We start from the raw sequence: 21,163 nt of genomic DNA on the forward strand, positions 1-21,163 counted from the left end.
CAATAGAAAAAAAGATTAAGATTTACCAACCGGAGGTGAGAACCCATGCGTATTTTATTGGCCGAGGATGAAAAAGAGCTTTCTAACGCTTTGGTAACCATTTTACAAAGAAGCGGCTTTTCTGTGGATGCTGTTTATGACGGGGCCGATGCCTTGGATTATTTGGAGGCGGACAATTATGATGGCGTGATATTAGATATTATGATGCCCAAAGTGGATGGGCTGACGGTGTTAAAAAAGCTGAGGGAGAGAAAGAACCCTATTCCCGTATTAATGCTTACAGCCAAATCCGAGGTGGACGATCGGGTTTTAGGGCTAGACAGCGGTGCAAATGATTATTTGACAAAACCCTTTGCCATGAAGGAGCTGATAGCTAGATTGCGGGCGATGACCAGAAAAACAGAGGTTGGGGGAGATAATCAGTTAACCTTTGGAAATATAACACTGGATCGCAGCACATTTGTCCTTTCCACCGAAGCGGGACAGCTTCGTCTAATGGGCAAGGAATTTCAAATGATGGAATTGATGATGCTGAATCTCAATCAGTTGATTTCTGCGGAGCGTTTTTTGGAACGCATTTGGGGCTATGATACCCAAGCGGAGCTGAGTGTGGTTTGGGTTTATATTTCCTACTTGCGCCGACGCTTAAACACGGTAGGAGCAAATGTGCAGATTAAATCTGCCAGAAATTTGGGCTATACACTGGAGGTTAAAGCATGAGCAAAAAATTGAGGCTTCGCTTTATTGCAATTGCATCCTTAAGTGTATTTATCGTACTTTTTTCCTTTCTTGTGTGCATTAATGTTTGGAATTACAGCAACATGACGGATAATGCAGATAGAACATTATCTGTCATTGCAGAAAATAACGGCACTTTTCCTAAGGTACATAAGGACAAGCCTAAAAGCCAGCCGATTCCGGAAAATAAGACGGAAACCGAAGGTCAGCCTGTTCCGTCAAAGCGAATGGATTTTACCCCGGAGGATCCTTTTTCAACCCGATATTTTTCCGTTACATTAACTGAGGATTTAGAGCAAACGGGAATGAACCTGAATAACATTGCTGCAATCTCCATAGAGGAAGCAACGCAGATGACCAATTCTGTGATGGAAAAGGGGAAGACAAAAGGGTTTTGGGGTGCCTATCGCTACTGTATTACAGAGCTGGACGAGGGCAAGATGGTTGTTTTTCTAGACTGTACTAAGGACTTATTTTTTATGAACAACTTTTTGCTAAACAGCATTTATGTTGGCGGCGCAGGGTTTTTTGCTGTTTGCCTTTTGATTATTATTTTTTCAAAAACAGCCGTACGGCCTATGACGGAAAGCTATGAAAAGCAGAAAACTTTTATCACCAATGCGGGGCATGAATTGAAAACACCCTTGTCTATTATCGATGCAAACACAGAGGTCATAGAAATGGAACACGGGGAAAGCCAATGGACACAAAGCATAAAGCATCAGATAGAACGTCTTACCCGCTTGACCAATCAGCTGACCACCCTTGCAAAAATGGAGGAAGGACAGGTGCAAATTTCTATGGAAAGCCTTGATTTTTCCCAGATTATTACAGAGGTTTGCGATGAAATGGAGGCCTGTGCCCAAGGACAGGACAAGACCATTCAAGCGGCTATTTGCCCCAAGGTAATGGTAAACGGGAATGAGGATCAGCTGCGCCAATTGATTTATATTCTTTTGGATAATAGCGTGAAGCATTCAAAGGAAAATTCGCCTATTGAGGTGGCACTTTCTTCCGGTGGGAAGCTAACCATAAAAAATAAGGCTTATTTAGAGAAAACTGGGAATATGAATATTCTTTTGCAGCGTTTTTATCGCACCGATGCCTCAAGAAGCAGGCAAACGGGAGGCTATGGCTTAGGTCTTTCCATTGCAAACGCCATAGTTGAGCAGCATAGAGGAAAAATTTCCATTATGGCATTAAATGAGGATACCTTGGAAATTACGATTACATTAAGATAAAATAAAAGCATCTCTTTGGTTGTACAAAACAACGAAGGGGATGCTTTTTTGCTATAAATATGGAACCTTTAATTCCTGTATCCGGTTTTGTATTATTTCCCCATCGCCCCAGTACCCATGATTTTAACGCCATTGCCCAGGGAGATTACCCGAGAGATAAATTGAGGGCTGACAGCCATATGCACATAAACAAGACAGCGGGTTTGGCTGTGCTTTTGTACTATATCCGCACCCGCATAGGGATTGAGCATAGAAAGGCTTCGGTTTTCATAAAATAAATGAAAGTTTTGCTTTTTTAAAAAGCATAAAAAACCAAAAAAAATTATTTGTTAAAGGCTTGAAAATCAATACCGTCCTCTCGCATATTTTCCAATAATTGGGCATGGAAAAAGCAGCAGCCGTAGCAAGGATAAAGGAGCATATGGCTCTCCATGACCAAAACAAGACTATCCTCTGTGGCCAAAAAAGGGCTGTCCTTTGCGACCATGGGGGCAATGCGCCCGATTTCTAGGCCGGAAGCTGCCCCCAAAATGACGCAAACCGCCCTGTTTTTTTCGCCATATAGCTTTTCGCCCTTTTTCAAGGAAATAAATTCCCCCGAAAAGCAATCCAGCATAGTTTCCAACCCTTGGGGGGCAATTCCCCGAAAAAGGGGTAGTTTTTGTAAAAGCGCTAATTCAGATTTCATCTTTTGTACCTCCGTCTATGTTATGGCTGGATTTTAGCATGAAGGAAGGGCTGCGTCAAGGAAGGTGTCCTTGACAATATTTAAACAATAACATAAAATCAAAGCAAGCGAAGCCATTGTATCACCAAAAAAGGAGGAGGATATATGTTTCCCAATGCAATAGAAGGGCTGCCCTTTTTTCCCCATCTTACAGAGAACGAAAAAGATTATTTACAAAAAAATATAAAAATTCTGGAGTTTGAAGAAGGTGATTTAATTTATACCCCCATCAAAGGGTCCTTAGGTATGGTGCAGGTATTGGAGGGTGCGGTGCGGGCCTATTTGATTTCCGAGGAAGGAAAAAAAGCAACAATTTTCCGCCTGCGTGAGGGGGAGTTTTGTATGCTGACTATGGCCTGTGCCATGTCCCAAATTACTTTTGATGTCGAGGTGGAGGCCTGTGCAGACTGCCGCCTTTTACTTGTACCCACAGAGGTTTTTGCCGATGTAGAGCAGCAAAATATTTATGTAAAAAACTTCTCCCTAGAGTTAATGATGGAGCGCATGTCCTCTCTCGTGGAAGGAGTACAGCAAATGATGTTTTTGAACTTAGAGCAGCGTCTGGCAGCCTATCTTTTGGATGAAAGCAGTCAGCGCAAAAGCGACGCCCTTTATTTAACCCAAGAGCAAATTGCAGAAAACATCGGCAGTGCCAGAGAAGCGGTCAGCCGCACGCTAAAGCGGATGAAGGAAAAAAAACTAATTTCCGTAGAACGTGGCTGTATTCATTTGCTGGATAAAAAAGAGCTGTATGCTATTTTATAAATCAGGGTATCATTGCTGCCAACGATACCCTTGGAGGGGGATAAAAGAATTACTCCTTATATTTTGCTTTACATACAAGCTGTGTCATCGTCCCCATGGGGCAGTAAACGCACCAGCTGCGGGGGCGGAATAAAACCATGGTCACCAGTCCTAGCAAGGTTGAAGTAAGCATAAGGCTGTAAAAGCCAAAGGCAAACTGCTTTACCCAGTCGGCAATCGGCGCAGCCGAGGCGGCGAAGTGCCAAGGCAGAGAAAAGCTCCAAAGTAGGGTAATGGTTTCTCGTAAACCATGGGTGCCTGCGAAAACCAAATAGGTGGAAAACAGCATATTGGCAAACATGGTGAGAAAAAATACCAAAAATCCATAACGGAACCATTTGCTGTAAAGCCATTTGGGAATGGGCAGATTTTTTGAGAACCGCTTTCCTAAGATAGAAAGAAGCTGACCTCTGCCGCAATAACGGTTGCAATAGCCTTTTTTGCCGCCGGTCAGGGACATAATGAGGGGAATAAAAAAGCAAATCAACCCAAGCCATGCAAACAAGATATTAAAAAAACCTAGGAAGATATAGAGTAAAGAAGCAATCCATAGATAGTCGTACCAATTTTTTTTCTTAGTCAATGGGTGGAACCTCCTTTAACGAAATGATATCTGCGGGACAGGCTTTCACACACAGCCCACAGCCAATGCAAAGGGACTTTTCTACCTTGGCGAAGATGCCGTTATAAACGGCAATGGCATTTTTCGGACAAGACTTTTCGCAGCAGCCGCAGGATACGCAAGCATTTGCCGCTAAGGTTGCAATTTTTTTCATATCAAACCTCCTGTGTCATAAATAAAGCTTTTTTGGGACAAACCATAGCGCATCTACCGCAGCCGATGCAATTGTCCTCATGAACAACGGGGGCGGAAAAAATGTTTTTTTGGGTCAAAGCCCCCACAGGACAAGCCCGTACAGAGGGGCAGCGGTGGTTTTGGGGACATCGATTAATATCAATTTTTACTATTTTTTTCATATCATAATTCCTTTCAAAAATAAAGCGGGTTTTGTGTTTTTATGGTATGATAATAACATAAGACGCATGAGAGATTCCGTAACTTTGTTACGAATGAAAAATATGGATAGGAGGCTTTTTCATGAGTGAAGAACAAAACGAGTTGACGCTGGTGGAGCAGGCAACGCAAAATAGCAGTAACTATTTTCGCCAGGGGCTAAATTGCACAGAATGCATTATGTGTACCTTTTTGGATATCTACAATAAGGATATGCCAAGGGAATGCATGGCGCTGGCAACGGGTTTTGGCTCGGGCATGGGGGAAACAAAAAATACCTGCGGTGCAATCACTGGGGCGGTTATGGCGTTGAGCAGTGTGATCGGCAGAAAGGATCCCTTTGCAAAAGAAACGGTGAGAGAGAGAATTTTAGAGCTAAAAGGCGTTTATTCTCTGGTGGGGGAAATGGTGGAGGAAATTGAGGATCACTATGGAACCTTAATTTGTAAGGAGCTTTCATCTCCACTGGGCGAGTTTGAAGGAAAGGCAAGAAAGAAAAATTGCATGGAAATTATCGGCTATTGCGGCGGTTTAGCCATGAAATATGCCCTAAAGGCAGAGGAACTGGTAAAAGAGGAAGAAATTTTGGCACGGGAAAGCTAAAAAAGAGGTGAAACCATGAAAAAGAGGTTGTTGATGGCACTAACGGTAAGTTTTCTCTTTGCAACGTCGGCATTTGCACATCCGCCCATCAATGTATATGTGGATAGTCAGGCGGTTTCCTTTGACCAAGCCCCTATCATTATAAATGACCGTACGCTGGTGCCCATGCGTGCCATTTTTCAGGCCTTGGGCAGTGAGGTTAGCTGGTATGAGCCTACCAAAACGGTTACTTCAACAAAAGACGGAGATTCCTTTGTTTTGGTTATTGGACAAACAGGGCTCTATAAAAACGGACAGCTCGTCTATAGCATGGATGTGCCTGCACAAATTGTGAACGACAGAACTATGGTGCCTGTGCGTGCCATTGCCGAGGCTTTTGATGCGGAGGTGAATTGGGATTCCGTTGGGTATGTGATAACCATTTTCTCTGCAGAGGATGCAACACAAAACAGCTATTCCACCACAGTTGAGGCAGAGGATGGTACCGTTGTTTTATCCTATAAAATGTCCCTTGCCCAAAGCAGTAATCAGTATGCGGCTCAAATGGAAAAAGTCCTTTTGGCTGAAGCGGAAGAACTTGCCAAAGATTTTGTGAATACTTATGGTGCAAAAGCGAAAAAGGATTATGAAGGGGCAAAGGCAGCGGGCAATTCCTTTGCACCCTATTATTCCGTGGGTTCCTATGAGATAACGAGGGAGGACAGTGCCCTGGTATCCTTTTACGGAACAAGCACTGGGTATACCGGGGGAAGTGAAACAGTGAGGAGTTGTTCGTCCCATACCTTCTCTGCTAAAAACGGGAAGGAGCAAAAGCTTTCTGATCTCATAGATGACAGTCAAAAGGAGATAGAGGCTTTTTGGAGTACCTCCTTTGGTACACTTATTGATGAAAAACCCACAGGTTTTTATTCAGATGCAAAAAAGCGCTTGGAGAAGTGCATGGATAAGGTTGGGTTTTACTTGACGGCAGATGGTATTGCATTTTATTTGCCACCGGAAACCATTGCCCCCAAGGAAGCGGGAATTATTTCGTTTACCATGAAGTATGAATTTTAGGGAATTTTTATTGAATGCATAGAAGCCCGCCCCTTTACAGGCGGCATGGAAACACTGGCCATTTTTGCAAAAAGAATAAAACAAAAGCCTGTATTGTGGGGATTTGCAAGGCAAATCTTAAGCAATACAGGCTTTTTTCTTATTGCGTTGAGGCTCAAAGCTTTTTCCACTCTGCCTTAAGCTCAGCCAAAAGCTCCTCCTTAGTTTGAGGGGGATGGTGTCCCTTGATGGCAAGGCGGAAGTCGATTTTTTCCAATTCGTCAATGTATGCGGTGAGTAAAACCTTATCATAAACCCATTCCTCCCCTTGGGGAACGGAGCAATAGGAGTCCCCCAGAAAGATGACGCTATCTTGAGGAATGATAAATACCACAGAATCCCGACAGTGGGGCGAAACAATTTCTCTTAATATACAGGTAATGTCCCCCAGATCAATGGTCATGGAGCCATTAAAGCTGATTTCCGCCGTTTTTACTTTAATGTCGCTGCGGTGGGTATATTCCTTGCAAATATGGGTGTGGGCAAAAAGGGAATCCTCCCCTGTTTTCAGGCGTTTTTCCATGGCTTCATCATCCCACGCCCAATGGGACATTTTCTCCAGCTCTTTATTGGTTTTTCCTCCGGCAATGGTCGCCGCATTGGTTGCCCAAAGACCAAAGCTATGATCCCAATGGGCATGGGTTATAGAAAGATAGCGGGGAGGCGGAAGCTGATTTTCCTGCAATTTTTCTATGAAGTGATGATGATGGGCAGAGGAATTGCCTGCATCCATCATAAAACCTCCTTTTTCCCCTTTCACATAGCCCAAGGCGGGGCGGTCGGTTTCAGGATCATGCTCCATATAATAAATATGTTCTGATATTTTTGTAAGCTTCATTGTGCGTTTCCTTTCTTGGCAACTTAACATAGCAAAGTACCGCTTATTTTATCAATAAACGGTACTTCCATGCTTACTTAAGTATATCGTTTTTACATAGGAAAAAGCAATACAAAATTTTAATTATGTTATACCGTTGCTTTTTTTTGTGCTTTTAATGCCTTTTTCTCTTTTCGTGCTTCTTTCTTTTGTTTTTTCCGCTCTTTTCTTTCATTCATCCATATGTAAATAATGGGAATAAACACAAGGGTTACAACGGTGGAAAAGGCGAGGCCGAAAATAACACCGATGGCCAAGCTTTTCATCATTTCGCCGCCTTCTCTCATGCTTAATGCCATAGGAAGCATACCCAAAATGGTAGTCAAGGTGGTCATTAAAATGGGGCGCAAACGTCTGGGTCCTGCCGTTACCAAAGCATCATAGCAGCTTAAGCCGCGGCCCATCAGCTGATTTGCATAATCTACTAATACGATACCGTTATTAACAACCATACCGATGAGCATGACAAAGCCCATAAAGGCTGGCGTTGTTATGGTATGCCCTGTAAGGAACAGACCCAAAATACCGCCGGTAATTGCCAAAGGCATGGAAAACATAACGATAAAAGGATAACGCAGGGATTCAAACTGGGAAGCCATAATCATGTAAACCAAAAGCACCCCAATTATCATACAGAGCATTAAGCTTCTAAAGGAATCCATCATCATTTCCATGTTGCCGGAATAAGCGTAGCTGCAACCATCAGGGAAATTATAAGAAGCCATGGCTCCATCAATCAATTTTTGTGCCTCGCTTGCGCTCATATCCTTAGTGTTGGCACTGATTGTAATATAATTCTTTTGGTTTTCGCGAGTAATAGAGGTTGCGCTTTCGCTGATTTCTACGTTGGCAACGTCAGTAAGAGGAATTTGAGAACCGCTTGCTGATGTGACCGTTAGGTTATTTAAGTCCGCCAGATAATTCAGCTGTGTTGTATCGTAGCGCAATACCACATCCAACTCGTTGCCGTCCACCTTATATTTGGTTGCCGTGGTTCCGGAGATTGCCGTGCTTAAAGTATTGGCAATGGCAGCGGTGGTAATACCATAATGGGAGGCCTTGCTTCGATCAATTACAACTCTTGCTTCGGGAACGGTGGTGCCCGTTGAGCCTTCCACATCGCTAAAGCCATTAATATTGCTGATAAGTTCCACAATATCGTTCTCTACGTCCATCAAAACATTATTGTCATAGCCGTAAACATTAAAGGTTACATCGGCACTGCTGCTACTGCCCATTGCCGATTGGGATGCGGATACGGAAAGTTCCATTCCCGGAATATTACCCAATAGCGTTTTGATTTCCTCACAAACCTCTGAGGTACTGCGGCTGCGCTGGTTTTTGGATACCAAATTCATATAAATACTTGCGGCTGCGCTATTGCTGGACATGGAGTCAGAACCGATATTGGCATAAACCGTTTCTGCCTCAGGTATGGTTTGCAGGCGATAAAGGGCCTCCAAAACAACCTCCTCTGTGGTATCCAGGGAAGTGCCGTTGGGCAGGGTAATGGAAATATTAGCTGTACCTTCATCCATTTCCTCCATAAAGTCCATTCCCGTCATGGGTACCGTAGCCAAACTGCCAATAAAGACGAGCAGAATGAGGAGAACCGTTTTTTTACGGTTTGCCAAAGCCCAACGTAGGAGATGGTCATATATTTGGGTGATGTAATCTAAAATTTTATCCCACAGAACAAGGCCGGCGGAGAATTTTTTGTATTTTCGTAATTTTGTTTTCTTATCCTTTTGCAGCATTAAAGCACTTGCCATGGGAACGAAGGTAATGGCAACTACAAGGGAGGATAACAGGGCAAAGGTAACCGAGAAGGATAGGTTTTGCAAAAGCTGTCCGACGGAGCCTTTGGTGAAAGCAATGGGTAAGAATACCGCAACTGTTGTTAAGGTAGAAGCGGTAATTGCCATGGTAACTTCTTTTGCACCGATTTCCGCTGCTTCCTTTGGTGAATAGCCCCGTTCATAATATTGGTAAATGCTGTCTAAAACAACAATAGAGTTGTCAACCAGCATACCAATACCGATGGCGACACCGCCCATGGAGATGATATTTAAGGACATACCCGCCAAATACATCAAGGCAAAGGTGCTTAAGATTGATGTGGGAATGGATACGGCAATAATTCCCGAGGTAACAGGATTTTTTAAGAATAACATCAGTACAAAGAATGCAATCAGGGCACTCAGGAATGCGGTTTGGGTTACGTTTGAAATGGAGTCCTTAATATAGTCTGAGGTATCCATGACAATGCTGATCTTTAGATCAGGATATTCCTTTGAAATTTTATTTAATTCTTTTTCAATCTTATCGCTTGTTTTAACTAAATTTGCCGTAGACTGCTTGTTTACTGCAATCAGCATACCCTTTTGATTGTTGACATAGGAGATGGATTCTTCGTCCTTTTCCGTTTCCACAACGGTTGCCACATCGCTTAGCTGAATAATTGCGCCGGAGGGTGTGGCAATGGGCAGATCCCTGATTTCATCAACAGAGGAGAATTGTCCCATGGTACGCACCTGCAGCTTGGTTTCCCCTTGGGAAAGGGTGCCGGAGGGAAGGTTCATATTTTCTGCGGCTAAAACTTGAGAAAGAGCGCTGATGTTCAAATTGTATCCGGCAAGCTTCGTTGGATCAATGGTAATAGCCACTTCTTTTTCAATGCCGCCGTAGGAATCAATAGAGGCAACACCTTCAATACGCTCCAAGCGGGGCATAATATTGTCTTCCAACAGGTCGTTAAGCTCCTTTAAGTCAAGATGATCGGCGGTAACCCCTAAATAAATGGGGATGGCGTTCATATCTATTTTAAAGATAATAGGATCGTTAACATCGTCAGGTAAAGAATATTTTGCTCGGTCTAGTACATCTCGTAAATCTAGGGAGGCCATGTCAATATCCGTACCGTCCACAAATTGAACGATGATTAACGAAGTGTCGGAATTGGATATGGAGGTTACGGTATCCACGTTGTTTACTGTGCCAAGGGCATTTTCCAAAGGCTTGGAAACAATGTTTTCAATTTCTTCGGGGCCTGCGCCTACATAAGAGGTACTCACCAGCACAACGGGAATGTCAACGTTAGGCATTAAGGACAGATTTAGGCTGGTATAAGCCACAATACCTGCAATAAATACCATCAGCGTCACCATGATTGTGGTGACAGGTCGGCGTATGGAGATTCTGGAAAACATAATTTATTCCCCCTTTGCCGTATTTTCTGAGGAGCTTTCTGCTGAAGCGGCCGGGTCTTGAAGGGCGACCTGTTCGCCGTCGGAAATGTAGGTTTGACCGCGGGTAACTACCAGTGTGCCAGCAGGCAAATCGGAGGTGATTTCAATGGTTTCTCCCGTATCAATTCCGGTGGTTACCAGGGTTTTCTTTGCAATATCACCCTCAACAACATAAACATAGGTTTCATCATTTTTCGTGAGGACTGCGCTTCTTGGCAATACCACAACGGCCTCCGCCTTTTCCTTTGTAAAGCTGACATCAGCCAGCATGCCGGCTTTAATGCTTCCATCCTTGTTGTTAAGCTCAACCTTCACAGAATATGTACCTGCTTGACCGGAGGCAGGACTTATGGTAGAAACCTTTCCAATCAACGGAGTGTCAGAAACGGCGCTCATGGATACTTGCACTTCATCTCCAACGTGAATGGAATTTACTGCCTGTTCGGAAACACCCACCTCAACTTTAATTGTAGAAAGATCCATAATGACATAAGCGGGGGTAGCCTGGCTGATAAAGCTGCCGCGCTCCACATTTCTTTGCACAATAACACCGCTCATTGGTGAGGTGACGGTGCAATCGCCGATTTGTTTTTTCAAAACATCCAAGCTGATATCCAACGCTTCCATACTTGCCTTTGCAGAATCATAGGACAGCTTAATTTGATCCATTTCGTTTTTGGAAATAATGCCTTGTTCCAAAAGCACTTGGTTGTTGTTATAGATTTTTTCTGCATTTTCAAGGCTAAGGGCTGAAGCCTTATAGTTTGCTTCGGAACTGCGCAGCTGGTCGGTCAAATTGGAGGAATCAACGGTAAAAAGAACTTGATTTTCTCTTACAGTATCGCCAACCTCAAAGTTGTAGGACATGACTTTGCCAGCAACGGTGGTAACAACGGAAATCTCTTTTACTGCGGCAGCCTTTCCTGAATAAGAGAACGCATTGGAAATTGAGTCTATTCCAACGGCGGCGACTTCAACACTACGTAATACAGGTGTTTCTTCTTCGCTTGCCCCATTGGCGCAGCCCGCCAAAAGAACAGTACAAAGACTTAAAACAATTAGCTTTTGGTTCATTTTAAGGTTCCTCCTGATATGATTAATTGATTGATTGCACTTAGGTGATGATATAAGGTCTGTTTCGTTTCATCATCAAACGAATCAAAGTAGCTGCTGGTAATGTTCATGAGGGCATTTTGGGTAGCATCCACAGTAGCATTTGCCTTATCGGTTAAACGGAAGTAAATTTTTCGACCGTCATCATCATTGGAAGGCAATTCTTTTTCTAAATAGCCTTTTTTTACTAGCTTTGCAATGCTTAGGGACGTACTGCTTTTGCTAAGGCAAAAAGAATTTGAAATTTGGGAAACGGTATTTATGCCTAAATCTCGAATACAAAGGAGGAAATGAAATTGCTGCATTGTTAATTTTCCTACCTCTCCTTTCCCATTTATGCTAAACACCTGCTCCAAATGAAGCTTGCTCCAAAAGGTGATATTCACCTTTAGACTAAAAAAAAGCTCAGCGATCTTTTGACCGCTTACATCGGACATAAAAACTTCCTCCTCTTTCCACTTGTAAGATGCAACTAATTTTATGATAAAACTATTTTAGTGTCAATCGATTTATGGTAAAAAATTATTAAGAATTGTTAAAGATTTTAATGTGTTTTTAAGCTGGGAAGAAAGGCCATAAATTAAACTGATGAAATAGAAAGGTGCAATTTGTATTTTTGAATGATACAAAGTTGGTAAAAGTCCAAGAAAATATAATGTTATAAATTTTTATAGCTGCAATTGGATGGGGAGCATGAGAAAAGGCATTTTTCCAAGGAAGAAAATACGCAGACTGATGACAAGCCTTGGGTGCCACCCAAACCCCCTTGCTTTTTGAAAAAAGCAAGACCAAAAACTTTTATTAAAACCCCATATTCATGGGGTTTTAGATGGGTCAATGGGTGAAACCCTTGTGGGTGTTTGAGGGGAAAGCCCTCAAGGGTTTGACTTTATTGACAGGCTAAGGCATTTTTCTATGCTTTATAAATTAATTTATTTCGTTGGACATCAGTTTTTGCTTGTCAAAGCCAAGGTTTTTCGCCTGTGTGCTTCTAAAACCACTGGTTTATGTCAGTCCCAATGCCAACAACAAATTCATATAGGTTTCAACGCCAAAGCACAGTATTTTTTCGTCAAAATCAAAATCCCCGCTGTGCAGAGGGTGGATAAAGCCCTTTTCTTCATTTCCTGCGCCCAAAAAGAAAAATAAACCGGGCACTGCTTGTTGAAAAAAGGAAAAATCTTCGGCAAGCATATAGGGCGGTGTTGTCAGATAGCTGTCGCCGCAGGCCTTTTCCAAGGCATGAACCAAGACGGCATCGTTGTTTACCACACGGTACATATGGCGAAAGGCAACAACACCCTCACAGCCATAGCCTTCGGCAATGAATTTAACGGCTGCCTCTATCCTTTGCACCATTTTTTCATAGACTTCGTCGGAAAAAGCGCGCATGGTACCCTCGATGCAAACCTCCTTTGCAACGATATTGCAAGCCTCGCCGCCGTGAATGGAGCCAAAGGATAAAATTCCGCTCTCCAAGGGAGAAATATTGCGGGATAAAATGGTGTGCAGGCCATTAATTACTGCTCCCGCCGCCAAAAGCGCATCTGCCCCCAGATGAGGTTGTGCTCCGTGGGAGCTTTTGCCAAGAATACGCACAGAAACCTCTCCGTTTCGTGCCATCATCCCGCCCGCTCTGCAGGCAATTTTCCCTTGGGGAACATCGGGAAAAATGTGGCAGCCAATGACCTTGGAAATGTTGTATTTTTCAATGATTCCTGCTTCAACCATGAGCCTTGCGCCGCCGGGGCCTTCCTCTGCCGGCTGAAAAATCAAAACCACATCCCCTTTGGGACGCTCCTTTTGTGCCATAAGGTATTTTGCAAAGCCAAGGAGAATGGTCATATGGCCGTCATGGCCGCAGGCATGCATCAAGCCCTCGTGGCAGGAGGCATATGGCCGGGGTGGCTCCTGCACAGTCAGTGCATCCATATCGGCACGAAAGGCAATGGGTTTTTCCGTTCCCTTTCCCCTAATTAAGCCGATTACCCCAGTTTCAAGGCAGCGCTCCACTTCGTCAACGCCCAGTGTATGCAGCATATTTTCTATGTAAGCGGCGGTTTTATGCTCCGAAAGCCCTAATTCGGGAATCCGGTGTAAGTCCCGACGAATTTGTCTAAGCTCTTGCTCCATATTTAAAATAGCTTTTCGCAAAGAAATCCCTCCTTTTTATAATAATTTTTACCATTGTATCACAAAATACGCCCGACGACCTTGGAAAATATTATTTTTTCATATATAATAGGTAATTATATTAACATGAATGGAGGAACAAAAATGAACTACGATATGACAAATCCTTATGAGATCGCAAAATATATTAAGGATGCAAAGAAGGTTACACCTGTAAAGGTTTATGTAAATGGCGATTTAAGTGGTGTGAAAAAAGAAAATGTGAAGCTCTTTGGTAACGGAAGCTTCTGGATTATGCTGGGTGATGCTGCTTTGGTAAAAGAGGTTTTAGAGGAAAAAGCCGCAGACATTCAGGAATATCATATGGAATATGATAGAAGAAATTCCGCCGTACCAATGCTGGATATTACCAATTTGGAAGCGCGCATTGAGCCGGGCTGTTTTATTCGTGATCGGGTAAAAATTGGAAAAAATGCCGTTGTAATGATGGGGGCTGTCATCAATATCGGCGCGGAAATCGGCGATGGTACTATGATTGACATGAATGCCGTTTTGGGGGCAAGAGCCACCGTAGGTAAAAATGCGCATATTGGTGCCGGGGCCGTTTTGGCAGGTGTTTTGGAGCCGCCTAGCGCAACCCCTGTTGTTGTTGGCGATGGAGCATTAATCGGTGCAAATGCCGTTGTTTTGGAGGGGGTTCAGATTGGTGCAAATGCCGTTGTTGCGGCAGGTGCCATTGTGACGGAGGATGTACCTGAGGGTGCTGTGGTAGCCGGCTCTCCTGCAAAAATTGTGAAGATGAAGGACGAAAAGACGGAAAGCAAAACCCAGATTTTGGATGATTTAAGAAAATAAAGGATGATTGGCTTGGTGAAAATGTTTTGCCAGGCCTTTTTTCATTGCTTGCAAGATACTAAGGGCTGTGCTACCATATGCATAGATTCCTTTTGTGTGGGAAAAAACAGGAGTGGAAAGGAAAGAAGAAAATGAGAAAAGGTTTGGTTTTTTTAGTTTCGGTTTTTTTGATTTTTTTAACGGCGTGTGGCAGTGGGGAAAATGGGGGAACTGTCTATACGGAGGTAAATGTGGAGGATGGAATTTCCTTTGTTTTAAAGGAGGGAACCCTAAAAAGCTCCGGCGCAACCTTTATTTTGACCAATAATACGGAAGGGCCAATCAATTACAGTGCCCATGAATATCATTTTGAGCAGCTGAAGGATGGGCAATGGGTGGAATTTACGGGAACAGCCCAGGCCAACTGGAGTGAAGAAGCAGCTACACTGGAAGCGGGTCAGGAGGTTGAATTAAGCTATGTCTGGAAAACCTTCTGCGGAAGTACGGTAAAAGGTACACAATATCGCTTGATTATTCTGGTCAATGGCAGCGCTGTTGCAGTTGAAATTACGGGGATTTAACAAGGCATCTTTTTATGGAGGATAACCTCATTTCCAAAACAAAAAATATAGCATAATTTCATGATTAAGGAAGCATGGTTCAACGATTTCCAAGACGTATTTTTAGCTTGGGAGAGGGGAAAATGCTTCTTTTTTTTTGAAATCAAATTGCCATTGGAATAAAATTCATTTTTTTTGCTTATATTTAGGGTAATAGGAAGGAGGCAAGCGGATGAACAAAAGGAAACAAAATAAATACAGTATGCTTACGGAAGGAGAAAAATTACTCCTTGCCATTCAGGAAATTCAGACAAGGCTCATCTGCGCCAGACAAGGCTTTGAAGCGGCGACAGATGAGGCTTTGGTTGACAGCTATATTTTCGAAATTACTGCTTTGCAAAAAAAATACGACTTTTTTTTAAAAACGGCAAAGGAAATGGGGTTGACAATGCCTTTCCGAAAGATAGGCTGAAAAAACGCAAGAGGGGGAAGAAAAAATGACAAAAGTGTTAGCAATTATGATTATTAGCTGTCTGCTTATTTTAGCATTGGCCACATTGGCAAAGCCATTAAGGCTTGTACTTCGCTTTATACTTTCTGCTGCACTTGGGGGAGCCTGCCTTTGGCTTTGCAATCGGTTTGGATTACAGGTAGGGGTGAACCCTGCAACACTATGTACAGTGGGGCTTTTGGGGGCACCTGGCTTTGTGGGATTACTTTTTTTAAGTTTTTTTCTATAAATCAACTGTTATTGTTTGACAATTGAATTAAAATGTGCTATATTCGTTTGTGGATAATATTGTGGATAATGCTGTGGATAATCAAATCTTCCCTGTGTACAAATCTTGGTTATTTACAAATTTTTGCAATTAAAATCCTTAAAACGATAGGATTTAACCCCATTTCTTATCTAAGAGAAACTCACTGCGCTGCAGTGAGTTTTTTCATAAAAAAGTAGGTGAAAATTGTGGATAACTTAATTAATTTTATAGAAAAATTTCATGAGCAATTATTGGCCCACAGCTTTTTGCAAGTAAAGGATCCCAATGGGGATAAAATACCGGGAGTTTATATCCGTATGGAAAACCCTGTGTTATATATTTTAGGTGTGTTTGACAAAGAAACCCAGCAAAAAACAACGGCGCTTTTCACTGCCTATACCAAACAGATGTCGGCGGTATTGGAGGAGATGCGCTGTAATCATCTGATCGCCTTGGGAATACTATTGGCAGAGGAGGACGGGGATGAGCCCCCCCTGGTTTTTACAGATGCGCGGATTCATGGCGTAAACTGGCGTTATTCCCTGCAGGAAAATAAGGTTTTTGCCGGAGAAGGAGAGCCAAACCGCCTTTTTGGAATAGAACGCTTATTGTCCCTGGCTAGGGCGGGGGAGGCTGTGGAAACGCCCCTTACGCCTGTCATGAAAAGCGGAAAGCCGTGGGCATGCTTAACAATTTTTGTGGTGTGTGCGTTGCTCCTTGCAGTTACTATGTTTTCCGGAAACGGTGATGCCATAATACAGGTCTTTGGAATTAGCCGAGGGGGCGTTTTGAAGGGGGAATATTACCGTTTTTTCACTTCAATGTTTTTACACAGCGGCCTGCTTCATTTGGCTTCAAACGGCATTTTCTTATATTATTTTGGCGTTAAGGCGGAGTATATCTTTGGGAATTGGCGTTTTTTGGGTTTGTATTTGATTTCTGGTCTTTGTGGTGGAATTTGCAGCATACTGTTTCACGATGTGTTAGCCATAGGGGCGTCGGGGGCCATTTATGGCGTGTTGGGGGCAATGCTGGTGCTGACGAAGAAAAACGGTCCTCGATACACGGGGATGAATTATGCCACTATGCTGCTTTTGGCCTTTACCTCCATAGGTTTTGGTTTTTTGGATATGGGCGTGGATAATTTTGCCCATATTGGTGGTTTTCTTAGTGGAATTCTGGTATTCTTAATTTATCGCAGATATGATAGTAAAAAATAAGGAGTTATCCCCATGATTTCTGTGGATAATGTGGAAGTTATCCACCTCGAAATTATACAACACAAGGTGCATAATACACGTTCCTTAAATTTCAATGAAATTTTAATGTGAAATTGTCGAAGTGAGAAATTTAACACAAGATATTGGGGTATACATAAAAAGTTATCAACAGAAAACCTGTGGACAAGGTTGTTAAGTTGTGGATAACTTTGTTTATAAAAGGAAGGAACAAAAAATGAATAGGCAAGAGGAATTGCAAAAAAAAATCATTAAAAAATTTGAAAGTGCCGTCCTTGGCCAGAAACGATTGGTTTTTGGGGAAGGGGCGCAGGCACCCCAATTAATGATGATTGGTGAGGCTCCCGGAGGGGAAGAGGAAAAATTAGGCAGGCCCTTTGTTGGAAAGGCGGGCAAAAATCTTTCCTCTTTTTTGGAAGTTATCGGTTTAAGGCGTGAAGAAATTTATATTTCCAATGTTGTAAAATTGCGTCCTACCAAGGAAAGTCCCAAAACGGGGAAAGCGGTAAATCGACCGCCTTCGGGGGAAGAAATCGCTTTTTTTCTTCCTTTTTTAATGGAGGAAATACAGATCATTTCTCCAAAAGTGATTGTTACCCTAGGAAATGTTCCCTTAAAGGCGGTGTGGGGAGAGAAAAGCATAACCATTGGCGATGTTCATGGACGGCCGTATCCCTTGACGGAGGAGCGGTTTCTTTTTCCCTTATATCATCCGGCGGCAGTGATCTATAATCGGGCTTTGGCGGAAACCTATCAGGAGGATTTGCAGAGCTTGAAAAAATTTTTATATGAACAATAAAAAGGAGGAGCTATCTATGGCAAAAACAGCAGTGATCTTTCGTTCCGAATACGGCAGTACAAAAAGGTATGCAACCTATATTGGGGAAAAGTTGCAGGCAGATATTTTTACGACGGAAGAGGCAAAGGATATATCATCCTATGAAACCATTGTTTTTGGCGGAGGAATTTATGCCAGCGGATTGAATGGGAGTGATTGGCTGAAGAAAAACCAAGAGGCGCTGTTGCATAAAAAATTGATTCTTTTTACCTGTGGAATTTCCGATCCTCAGGATGAAAAAAATGTGGAAAACATTCTAAATGGAGTGAAAAAATCCCTTGGGGAGGAATTGATGAGCCACGCAAAGATTTTCTTTTTTCGAGGGGCTATGGATTATAAGCGTCTGAAGCTTACCCATAAGGGCATGATGAAGGTATTATATGAAATGATAAAGCGGAAAAAGGAGCGTACTACAGAAGAAGAAGGCATACTGCAAACACAAAAAACGCCTATGGATTTTGTTGATGTTTCTCAAGGGGAAGCATTGATTTCATATGTAAAGGAATGAGGTTATGGAGTTTGAAGGAAAAGTCGTCGTTATCACAGGCGGCGTTCATGGAATAGGGAAAGCCATTGCAGATGAGTTTTCCAAGGAAGGTGCTGAGGTTTGCATCATTGACCGTGAGGAAAATCCCTATTTTACAGGGGATATTGGGAATAGGGAAACCTTAGAGGCCTTCGCAAAAAAGGTTATCAATGACTACGGCAGGGTGGATTATTTAATCAATAACGCAATGTTTTCCATGGGAGGGCTGAACGCCTGCGGTTATGGTGCCTTTGACTATGCTTTGCGTGTTGGGGTTGTTGCCCCGTATTATTTAACCAAGCTGTTCAATTCTTATTTTGCCACGGAGGGTGGGGCGATTGTGAATATATCCTCCTCCAGAGATCGTATGAGTCAGCCCAACACGGAAAGCTATACGGCGGCAAAGGGGGCAATTTCCTCGTTAACCCATGCCTTGGCCATAACGCTGGCAGGGCGGGTAAGGGTAAATTCCGTTTCTCCCGGGTGGATTGATACGGCATATACCGTTTATGACGGTGCGGATGCAGAGCAACATCCCGTAAAGCGTGTGGGACACCCCATGGACATTGCAAATATGGTGCTGTTTTTATGCAGCCAAAAGGCGGGCTTTATTACGGGAGAAAATATTTGCATTGATGGCGGTATGACACGGCAGATGATTTATCATGATGATAATGGTTGGTTTTTGGACGAATAGGGTGCCAAATAAAGTAGACACCCTTTGAAATAATTTTTTTAACGAAACAGTCTTAATGTCCAAATGGGTAAAAAGGCTGTTTTTTTTACTTTATTTTACCGGAGCAATTTATTTTGCCACTCCTCTTCTCGAAAGCCCACCAAAACAAAATCCTCCCCAACAAGCAAGGGCCGTTTTACCAGTAAGCCGTTCGTACCTAGCAGTTGCAGCTGTTCTTCCGCCGTCATTTGGGGCAGCTTGTCTTTTAAGCCCAGTTGCTTGTATAAAACACCGCTGGTGTTAAAAAAATTTTTTAGGGGCAAGTCACTCATTTCCCACCAAAATTCTAATTCCCATGAGGAAGGGTTTTCCTCCACCATATGACGTTCAAAATATTTTACGTCGGCGGAATTCAGCCATTTTTTTGCCTTTTGGCTAGTGCTGCTTTTGGGTAGTGAAAAAAAATAAGATTCATTCGAAAACCTCCTTTTTTATATTATAATGGCTCCTTTTGGTAGGGGCAAGAATATAGGATTGCTTTTTCAAATAAACGGCTGTAAAATGAGAAAAAGTTTTACATACTTTATTTTTATTAAAACAATTTGTTTCTTTTAAACTTAATGAATAGGCGGATGGGAGGAAGGTAATATGGATTTTGGTTTTATCGGCGCAGGCAACATGGTAAGCGCAATTGTAAAGGGAATGACACTGGGGACAGGAAGCTTTGAAGGAAAAAATATTTTTCTTACAAGTAAAAGTGTAGCCACGGCAAAAAAGTTGGCAGAGGAGTGCGGCGCAACTGCCTGCCAAACCTCTTTGGAGGTAATTGCCCATAGTGATGTGGTGATTCTTGGGGTAAAGCCTAATGTGCTTGCTGTTATTTTGCCGGAGCTGCAGCAGGCATTTGCAAAAAAAAATCCCCTTGTTGTATCTATTGCCGCAGGGAAAACATTAGAATATTTGAGTGAATATTTCCCAGAAAAAACTGCCATTGTAAGGGCGATGCCCAATATTAATGCAAAAATCGGCGCCTCCACAACAGGGCTTTGCTGCAATGAATATGTAAGTGGAGAGCAAAAGCAGTTGGTGAAGGATATTTTTTCTACCATTGGGACCGTTACGGAAATTGATGAGAGTCAGTTTTCTATATTTAGTGTGATTGGCGGTGCATCTGTTGCGTTTGCTTACTTATATATGGATGCTTTGGCCCATGCTGCCCTAAAGGCGGGAATGCCAAAAAAACAGGCCTTGCAAATTACGGCGGAAACCGTTTTGGGCAGTGCAAAAATGGTATTGGAAGGTGGAGAAGCACCTTGGCCTTTGATTGACCAAGTTTGCTCCCCCGGCGGCACTACCATAGAAGGGGTGAGTGCTTTGCAGGCAGGCGGCTTTGAGGCAACGCTGGTGAAGGCTTTTGACGCCGTATTGGCGAAGGATAATGCCTTTGGCCAGAAGAAATAAGCAACAGAATAAAATAAAAAAATTTTAATTTTTTATGCGGACTATTTCTAATTTCTCTTTTTGAAACATAAAAATAAATACCAGAAAACTGAAAAAGGGGAAAAGAAATGTATCCAAACAATATGCGTAATAATAAGCAAAATGCAGCGCAAAATCCGGCACAGAATCCGGCACAGAATCGGGCACAGAATCGGGCACAGAATCAAGTACAAAATTCCGAGCAGAATGTTTATAACACTATTGATTACGGACCTGAGCCTTTTGTTGTAAATATTGATATGGTAACAAAGCATAACCCCAATTACCGTGTTGTATTGTGGACAGGCGAATATTTGCAGTTGACTTTGATGAGCATTCCTCCCGGCGGAGATATCGGCTTGGAAATTCATACGGATGAGGATCAGTTTATCCGTGTTGAAGATGGTATCGGCGTTATCCAAATGGGCAGCAGCAAGGATAAGTTGAACTATCAAAGAAATGTGGATGGACGCTTTGCTATTTTAGTTCCTGCGGGAACTTGGCATAACTTGATTAATATGGGTAATAAGCCACTGAAGGTTTATTCCGTCTATGCCCCGGCCCATCATCCCAAAGGTGCGGTTCATTCTACAAAACAAGAAGCGGAAGAAGCGGAGAAGCATTATTACCAATGAAAATATTTTTTTGATTTAAAAT

General features: G+C 42.7%; 26 protein-coding genes. 15 read left to right on the plus strand and 11 right to left on the minus strand.

The window, feature by feature from the left end; translation table 11 throughout:
• Window positions 1-45: 45 nt before the first annotated feature.
• Both CLNEO_RS02120 and CLNEO_RS02125 read left to right on the plus strand, forming a co-directional pair.
• Entirely contained in the window at window positions 46-720 is a 675-nt protein-coding gene (locus CLNEO_RS02120) for a response regulator transcription factor (protein ID WP_066083726.1), read from the plus strand.
• Complete coding sequence (locus CLNEO_RS02125) at window positions 717-1,979, plus strand: sensor histidine kinase (protein WP_066083730.1); 1,263 nt, start codon at window positions 717-719, stop codon at window positions 1,977-1,979. The genes CLNEO_RS02120 and CLNEO_RS02125 overlap by 4 nt, the downstream gene beginning before the upstream one ends.
• A 322-nt stretch (window positions 1,980-2,301) precedes the next feature.
• Here the strand turns inward: CLNEO_RS02125 and CLNEO_RS02135 are convergent, their stop codons facing one another.
• Window positions 2,302-2,667, minus strand: a complete 366-nt coding sequence (locus CLNEO_RS02135; RefSeq protein ID WP_066083735.1) for a hypothetical protein — start codon at window positions 2,665-2,667, stop codon at window positions 2,302-2,304.
• A gap of 144 nt (window positions 2,668-2,811) precedes the next feature.
• On the opposite strand from CLNEO_RS02135, the gene CLNEO_RS02140 reads away from it, so the two are divergent.
• Entirely contained in the window at window positions 2,812-3,471 is a 660-nt protein-coding gene (locus tag CLNEO_RS02140) for a Crp/Fnr family transcriptional regulator (protein ID WP_066083738.1), read from the plus strand.
• Window positions 3,472-3,520: 49 nt separating this feature from the next.
• Here the strand turns inward: CLNEO_RS02140 and CLNEO_RS02145 are convergent, their stop codons facing one another.
• Genes CLNEO_RS02145 through CLNEO_RS02155 form a run of 3 tightly spaced genes read right to left on the minus strand, consistent with a single transcriptional unit; the run spans window position 3,521 to window position 4,488 of the window.
• On the minus strand, window positions 3,521-4,093 hold the full coding sequence (locus CLNEO_RS02145) for a 4Fe-4S binding protein (protein WP_066083739.1): 573 nt from the start codon (window positions 4,091-4,093) through the stop codon (window positions 3,521-3,523).
• Complete coding sequence (locus tag CLNEO_RS02150) at window positions 4,086-4,286, minus strand: 4Fe-4S binding protein (RefSeq protein ID WP_066083741.1); 201 nt, start codon at window positions 4,284-4,286, stop codon at window positions 4,086-4,088. Before CLNEO_RS02150 ends, CLNEO_RS02145 begins: the two co-directional genes overlap by 8 nt.
• 1 nt (window position 4,287) lies before the next feature.
• Window positions 4,288-4,488 (minus strand): 4Fe-4S binding protein, encoded by a 201-nt coding sequence (locus CLNEO_RS02155; RefSeq protein WP_066083742.1) that lies wholly within the window; start codon window positions 4,486-4,488, stop codon window positions 4,288-4,290.
• A 121-nt stretch (window positions 4,489-4,609) separates the two neighbouring features.
• Here CLNEO_RS02155 and CLNEO_RS02160 point away from each other — a divergent pair, with 121 nt between their 5' ends.
• Window positions 4,610-5,128, plus strand: coding sequence for a C-GCAxxG-C-C family protein (locus CLNEO_RS02160; protein ID WP_066083743.1), 519 nt, complete (start codon window positions 4,610-4,612; stop codon window positions 5,126-5,128).
• A gap of 15 nt (window positions 5,129-5,143) precedes the next feature.
• On the plus strand, window positions 5,144-6,184 hold the full coding sequence (locus CLNEO_RS02165; protein WP_066083746.1) for a stalk domain-containing protein: 1,041 nt from the start codon (window positions 5,144-5,146) through the stop codon (window positions 6,182-6,184).
• Window positions 6,185-6,338: 154 nt separating this feature from the next.
• Here the strand turns inward: CLNEO_RS02165 and CLNEO_RS02170 are convergent, their stop codons facing one another.
• The 6 genes from CLNEO_RS02170 to CLNEO_RS02190 form a co-directional block, all read right to left on the minus strand.
• Complete coding sequence (locus CLNEO_RS02170; protein ID WP_066083747.1) at window positions 6,339-7,061, minus strand: MBL fold metallo-hydrolase; 723 nt, start codon at window positions 7,059-7,061, stop codon at window positions 6,339-6,341.
• A 128-nt stretch (window positions 7,062-7,189) separates the two neighbouring features.
• Window positions 7,190-10,309: an efflux RND transporter permease subunit gene (locus CLNEO_RS02175; protein ID WP_066083748.1), complete on the minus strand. Its 3,120-nt coding sequence runs from the start codon at window positions 10,307-10,309 to the stop codon at window positions 7,190-7,192.
• A 3-nt stretch (window positions 10,310-10,312) separates the two neighbouring features.
• Entirely contained in the window at window positions 10,313-11,422 is a 1,110-nt protein-coding gene (locus CLNEO_RS02180; RefSeq protein ID WP_066083750.1) for an efflux RND transporter periplasmic adaptor subunit, read from the minus strand.
• Window positions 11,419-11,898, minus strand: a complete 480-nt coding sequence (locus CLNEO_RS02185) for a MarR family winged helix-turn-helix transcriptional regulator (RefSeq protein WP_066083753.1) — start codon at window positions 11,896-11,898, stop codon at window positions 11,419-11,421. Before CLNEO_RS02185 ends, CLNEO_RS02180 begins: the two co-directional genes overlap by 4 nt.
• A 118-nt stretch (window positions 11,899-12,016) precedes the next feature.
• The gene (locus tag CLNEO_RS15660; protein WP_157723447.1) at window positions 12,017-12,217 is read right to left on the minus strand and encodes a hypothetical protein; all 201 of its coding nucleotides are present in this window, start codon (window positions 12,215-12,217) and stop codon (window positions 12,017-12,019) included.
• Window positions 12,218-12,466: 249 nt separating this feature from the next.
• On the minus strand, window positions 12,467-13,615 hold the full coding sequence (locus tag CLNEO_RS02190) for a M20 metallopeptidase family protein (RefSeq protein ID WP_201032840.1): 1,149 nt from the start codon (window positions 13,613-13,615) through the stop codon (window positions 12,467-12,469).
• Window positions 13,616-13,738: 123 nt separating this feature from the next.
• Here CLNEO_RS02190 and dapD point away from each other — a divergent pair, with 123 nt between their 5' ends.
• The 8 genes from dapD (at window position 13,739) to CLNEO_RS02230 (ending at window position 19,048) form a co-directional block, all read left to right on the plus strand.
• Complete coding sequence (gene dapD, locus CLNEO_RS02195; RefSeq protein ID WP_066083758.1) at window positions 13,739-14,449, plus strand: 2,3,4,5-tetrahydropyridine-2,6-dicarboxylate N-acetyltransferase; 711 nt, start codon at window positions 13,739-13,741, stop codon at window positions 14,447-14,449.
• A 131-nt stretch (window positions 14,450-14,580) separates the two neighbouring features.
• The gene (locus tag CLNEO_RS02200; protein ID WP_066083759.1) at window positions 14,581-15,009 is read left to right on the plus strand and encodes an immunoglobulin-like domain-containing protein; all 429 of its coding nucleotides are present in this window, start codon (window positions 14,581-14,583) and stop codon (window positions 15,007-15,009) included.
• A 211-nt stretch (window positions 15,010-15,220) separates the two neighbouring features.
• Window positions 15,221-15,460 (plus strand): DUF2508 family protein, encoded by a 240-nt coding sequence (locus CLNEO_RS02205; protein ID WP_066083761.1) that lies wholly within the window; start codon window positions 15,221-15,223, stop codon window positions 15,458-15,460.
• 25 nt (window positions 15,461-15,485) lie between these two features.
• Complete coding sequence (locus tag CLNEO_RS02210; RefSeq protein WP_066083762.1) at window positions 15,486-15,728, plus strand: pro-sigmaK processing inhibitor BofA family protein; 243 nt, start codon at window positions 15,486-15,488, stop codon at window positions 15,726-15,728.
• 227 nt (window positions 15,729-15,955) lie between these two features.
• Entirely contained in the window at window positions 15,956-16,969 is a 1,014-nt protein-coding gene (locus CLNEO_RS02215) for a rhomboid family intramembrane serine protease (RefSeq protein ID WP_066083764.1), read from the plus strand.
• Window positions 16,970-17,204: 235 nt separating this feature from the next.
• Window positions 17,205-17,786, plus strand: coding sequence for a uracil-DNA glycosylase (locus CLNEO_RS02220; RefSeq protein ID WP_066083766.1), 582 nt, complete (start codon window positions 17,205-17,207; stop codon window positions 17,784-17,786).
• A gap of 16 nt (window positions 17,787-17,802) precedes the next feature.
• Window positions 17,803-18,333 (plus strand): flavodoxin domain-containing protein, encoded by a 531-nt coding sequence (locus CLNEO_RS02225; protein WP_066084565.1) that lies wholly within the window; start codon window positions 17,803-17,805, stop codon window positions 18,331-18,333.
• A 4-nt stretch (window positions 18,334-18,337) separates the two neighbouring features.
• Window positions 18,338-19,048, plus strand: coding sequence for an SDR family oxidoreductase (locus tag CLNEO_RS02230; protein ID WP_066083769.1), 711 nt, complete (start codon window positions 18,338-18,340; stop codon window positions 19,046-19,048).
• A 95-nt stretch (window positions 19,049-19,143) separates the two neighbouring features.
• Here CLNEO_RS02230 and CLNEO_RS02235 read toward each other — a convergent pair whose 3' ends face one another.
• Entirely contained in the window at window positions 19,144-19,443 is a 300-nt protein-coding gene (locus CLNEO_RS02235; RefSeq protein WP_066083770.1) for an ArsC/Spx/MgsR family protein, read from the minus strand.
• Between the two features lie 232 nt (window positions 19,444-19,675).
• Between CLNEO_RS02235 and proC the strand changes: the two genes are divergently transcribed.
• Entirely contained in the window at window positions 19,676-20,488 is an 813-nt protein-coding gene (proC, locus tag CLNEO_RS02240; protein ID WP_066083771.1) for a pyrroline-5-carboxylate reductase, read from the plus strand.
• Between the two features lie 107 nt (window positions 20,489-20,595).
• Window positions 20,596-21,141: a cupin domain-containing protein gene (locus CLNEO_RS02245; RefSeq protein WP_083531794.1), complete on the plus strand. Its 546-nt coding sequence runs from the start codon at window positions 20,596-20,598 to the stop codon at window positions 21,139-21,141.
• Window positions 21,142-21,163: the final 22 nt, after the last annotated feature.

The sequence above is a fragment of the Anaerotignum neopropionicum genome (genome assembly GCF_001571775.1).
GTDB classification, from domain to species: Bacteria; Bacillota; Clostridia; order Lachnospirales; family Anaerotignaceae; genus Chakrabartyella; species Chakrabartyella neopropionicum.

What these genes read in the sequence shown, in the direction of transcription:
- CLNEO_RS02120 (WP_066083726.1), top strand. Translation starts at nt 46, where the DNA reads ATGCGTATTTTATTGGCCGAGGATGAAAAAGAGCTTTCTAACGCTTTG.
- CLNEO_RS02125 (WP_066083730.1), top strand. Translation starts at nt 717, where the DNA reads ATGAGCAAAAAATTGAGGCTTCGCTTTATTGCAATTGCATCCTTAAGT.
- CLNEO_RS02135 (WP_066083735.1), bottom strand. Translation starts at nt 2,667, where the DNA reads ATGAAATCTGAATTAGCGCTTTTACAAAAACTACCCCTTTTTCGGGGA.
- CLNEO_RS02140 (WP_066083738.1), top strand. Translation starts at nt 2,812, where the DNA reads ATGTTTCCCAATGCAATAGAAGGGCTGCCCTTTTTTCCCCATCTTACA.
- CLNEO_RS02150 (WP_066083741.1), bottom strand. Translation starts at nt 4,286, where the DNA reads ATGAAAAAAATTGCAACCTTAGCGGCAAATGCTTGCGTATCCTGCGGC.
- CLNEO_RS02155 (WP_066083742.1), bottom strand. Translation starts at nt 4,488, where the DNA reads ATGAAAAAAATAGTAAAAATTGATATTAATCGATGTCCCCAAAACCAC.
- CLNEO_RS02160 (WP_066083743.1), top strand. Translation starts at nt 4,610, where the DNA reads ATGAGTGAAGAACAAAACGAGTTGACGCTGGTGGAGCAGGCAACGCAA.
- CLNEO_RS02165 (WP_066083746.1), top strand. Translation starts at nt 5,144, where the DNA reads ATGAAAAAGAGGTTGTTGATGGCACTAACGGTAAGTTTTCTCTTTGCA.
- CLNEO_RS02170 (WP_066083747.1), bottom strand. Translation starts at nt 7,061, where the DNA reads ATGAAGCTTACAAAAATATCAGAACATATTTATTATATGGAGCATGAT.
- CLNEO_RS02175 (WP_066083748.1), bottom strand. Translation starts at nt 10,309, where the DNA reads ATGTTTTCCAGAATCTCCATACGCCGACCTGTCACCACAATCATGGTG.
- CLNEO_RS02180 (WP_066083750.1), bottom strand. Translation starts at nt 11,422, where the DNA reads ATGAACCAAAAGCTAATTGTTTTAAGTCTTTGTACTGTTCTTTTGGCG.
- CLNEO_RS02185 (WP_066083753.1), bottom strand. Translation starts at nt 11,898, where the DNA reads ATGTCCGATGTAAGCGGTCAAAAGATCGCTGAGCTTTTTTTTAGTCTA.
- dapD (WP_066083758.1), top strand. Translation starts at nt 13,739, where the DNA reads ATGAACTACGATATGACAAATCCTTATGAGATCGCAAAATATATTAAG.
- CLNEO_RS02200 (WP_066083759.1), top strand. Translation starts at nt 14,581, where the DNA reads ATGAGAAAAGGTTTGGTTTTTTTAGTTTCGGTTTTTTTGATTTTTTTA.
- CLNEO_RS02205 (WP_066083761.1), top strand. Translation starts at nt 15,221, where the DNA reads ATGAACAAAAGGAAACAAAATAAATACAGTATGCTTACGGAAGGAGAA.
- CLNEO_RS02210 (WP_066083762.1), top strand. Translation starts at nt 15,486, where the DNA reads ATGACAAAAGTGTTAGCAATTATGATTATTAGCTGTCTGCTTATTTTA.
- CLNEO_RS02220 (WP_066083766.1), top strand. Translation starts at nt 17,205, where the DNA reads ATGAATAGGCAAGAGGAATTGCAAAAAAAAATCATTAAAAAATTTGAA.
- CLNEO_RS02225 (WP_066084565.1), top strand. Translation starts at nt 17,803, where the DNA reads ATGGCAAAAACAGCAGTGATCTTTCGTTCCGAATACGGCAGTACAAAA.
- CLNEO_RS02230 (WP_066083769.1), top strand. Translation starts at nt 18,338, where the DNA reads ATGGAGTTTGAAGGAAAAGTCGTCGTTATCACAGGCGGCGTTCATGGA.
- proC (WP_066083771.1), top strand. Translation starts at nt 19,676, where the DNA reads ATGGATTTTGGTTTTATCGGCGCAGGCAACATGGTAAGCGCAATTGTA.
- CLNEO_RS02245 (WP_083531794.1), top strand. Translation starts at nt 20,596, where the DNA reads ATGTATCCAAACAATATGCGTAATAATAAGCAAAATGCAGCGCAAAAT.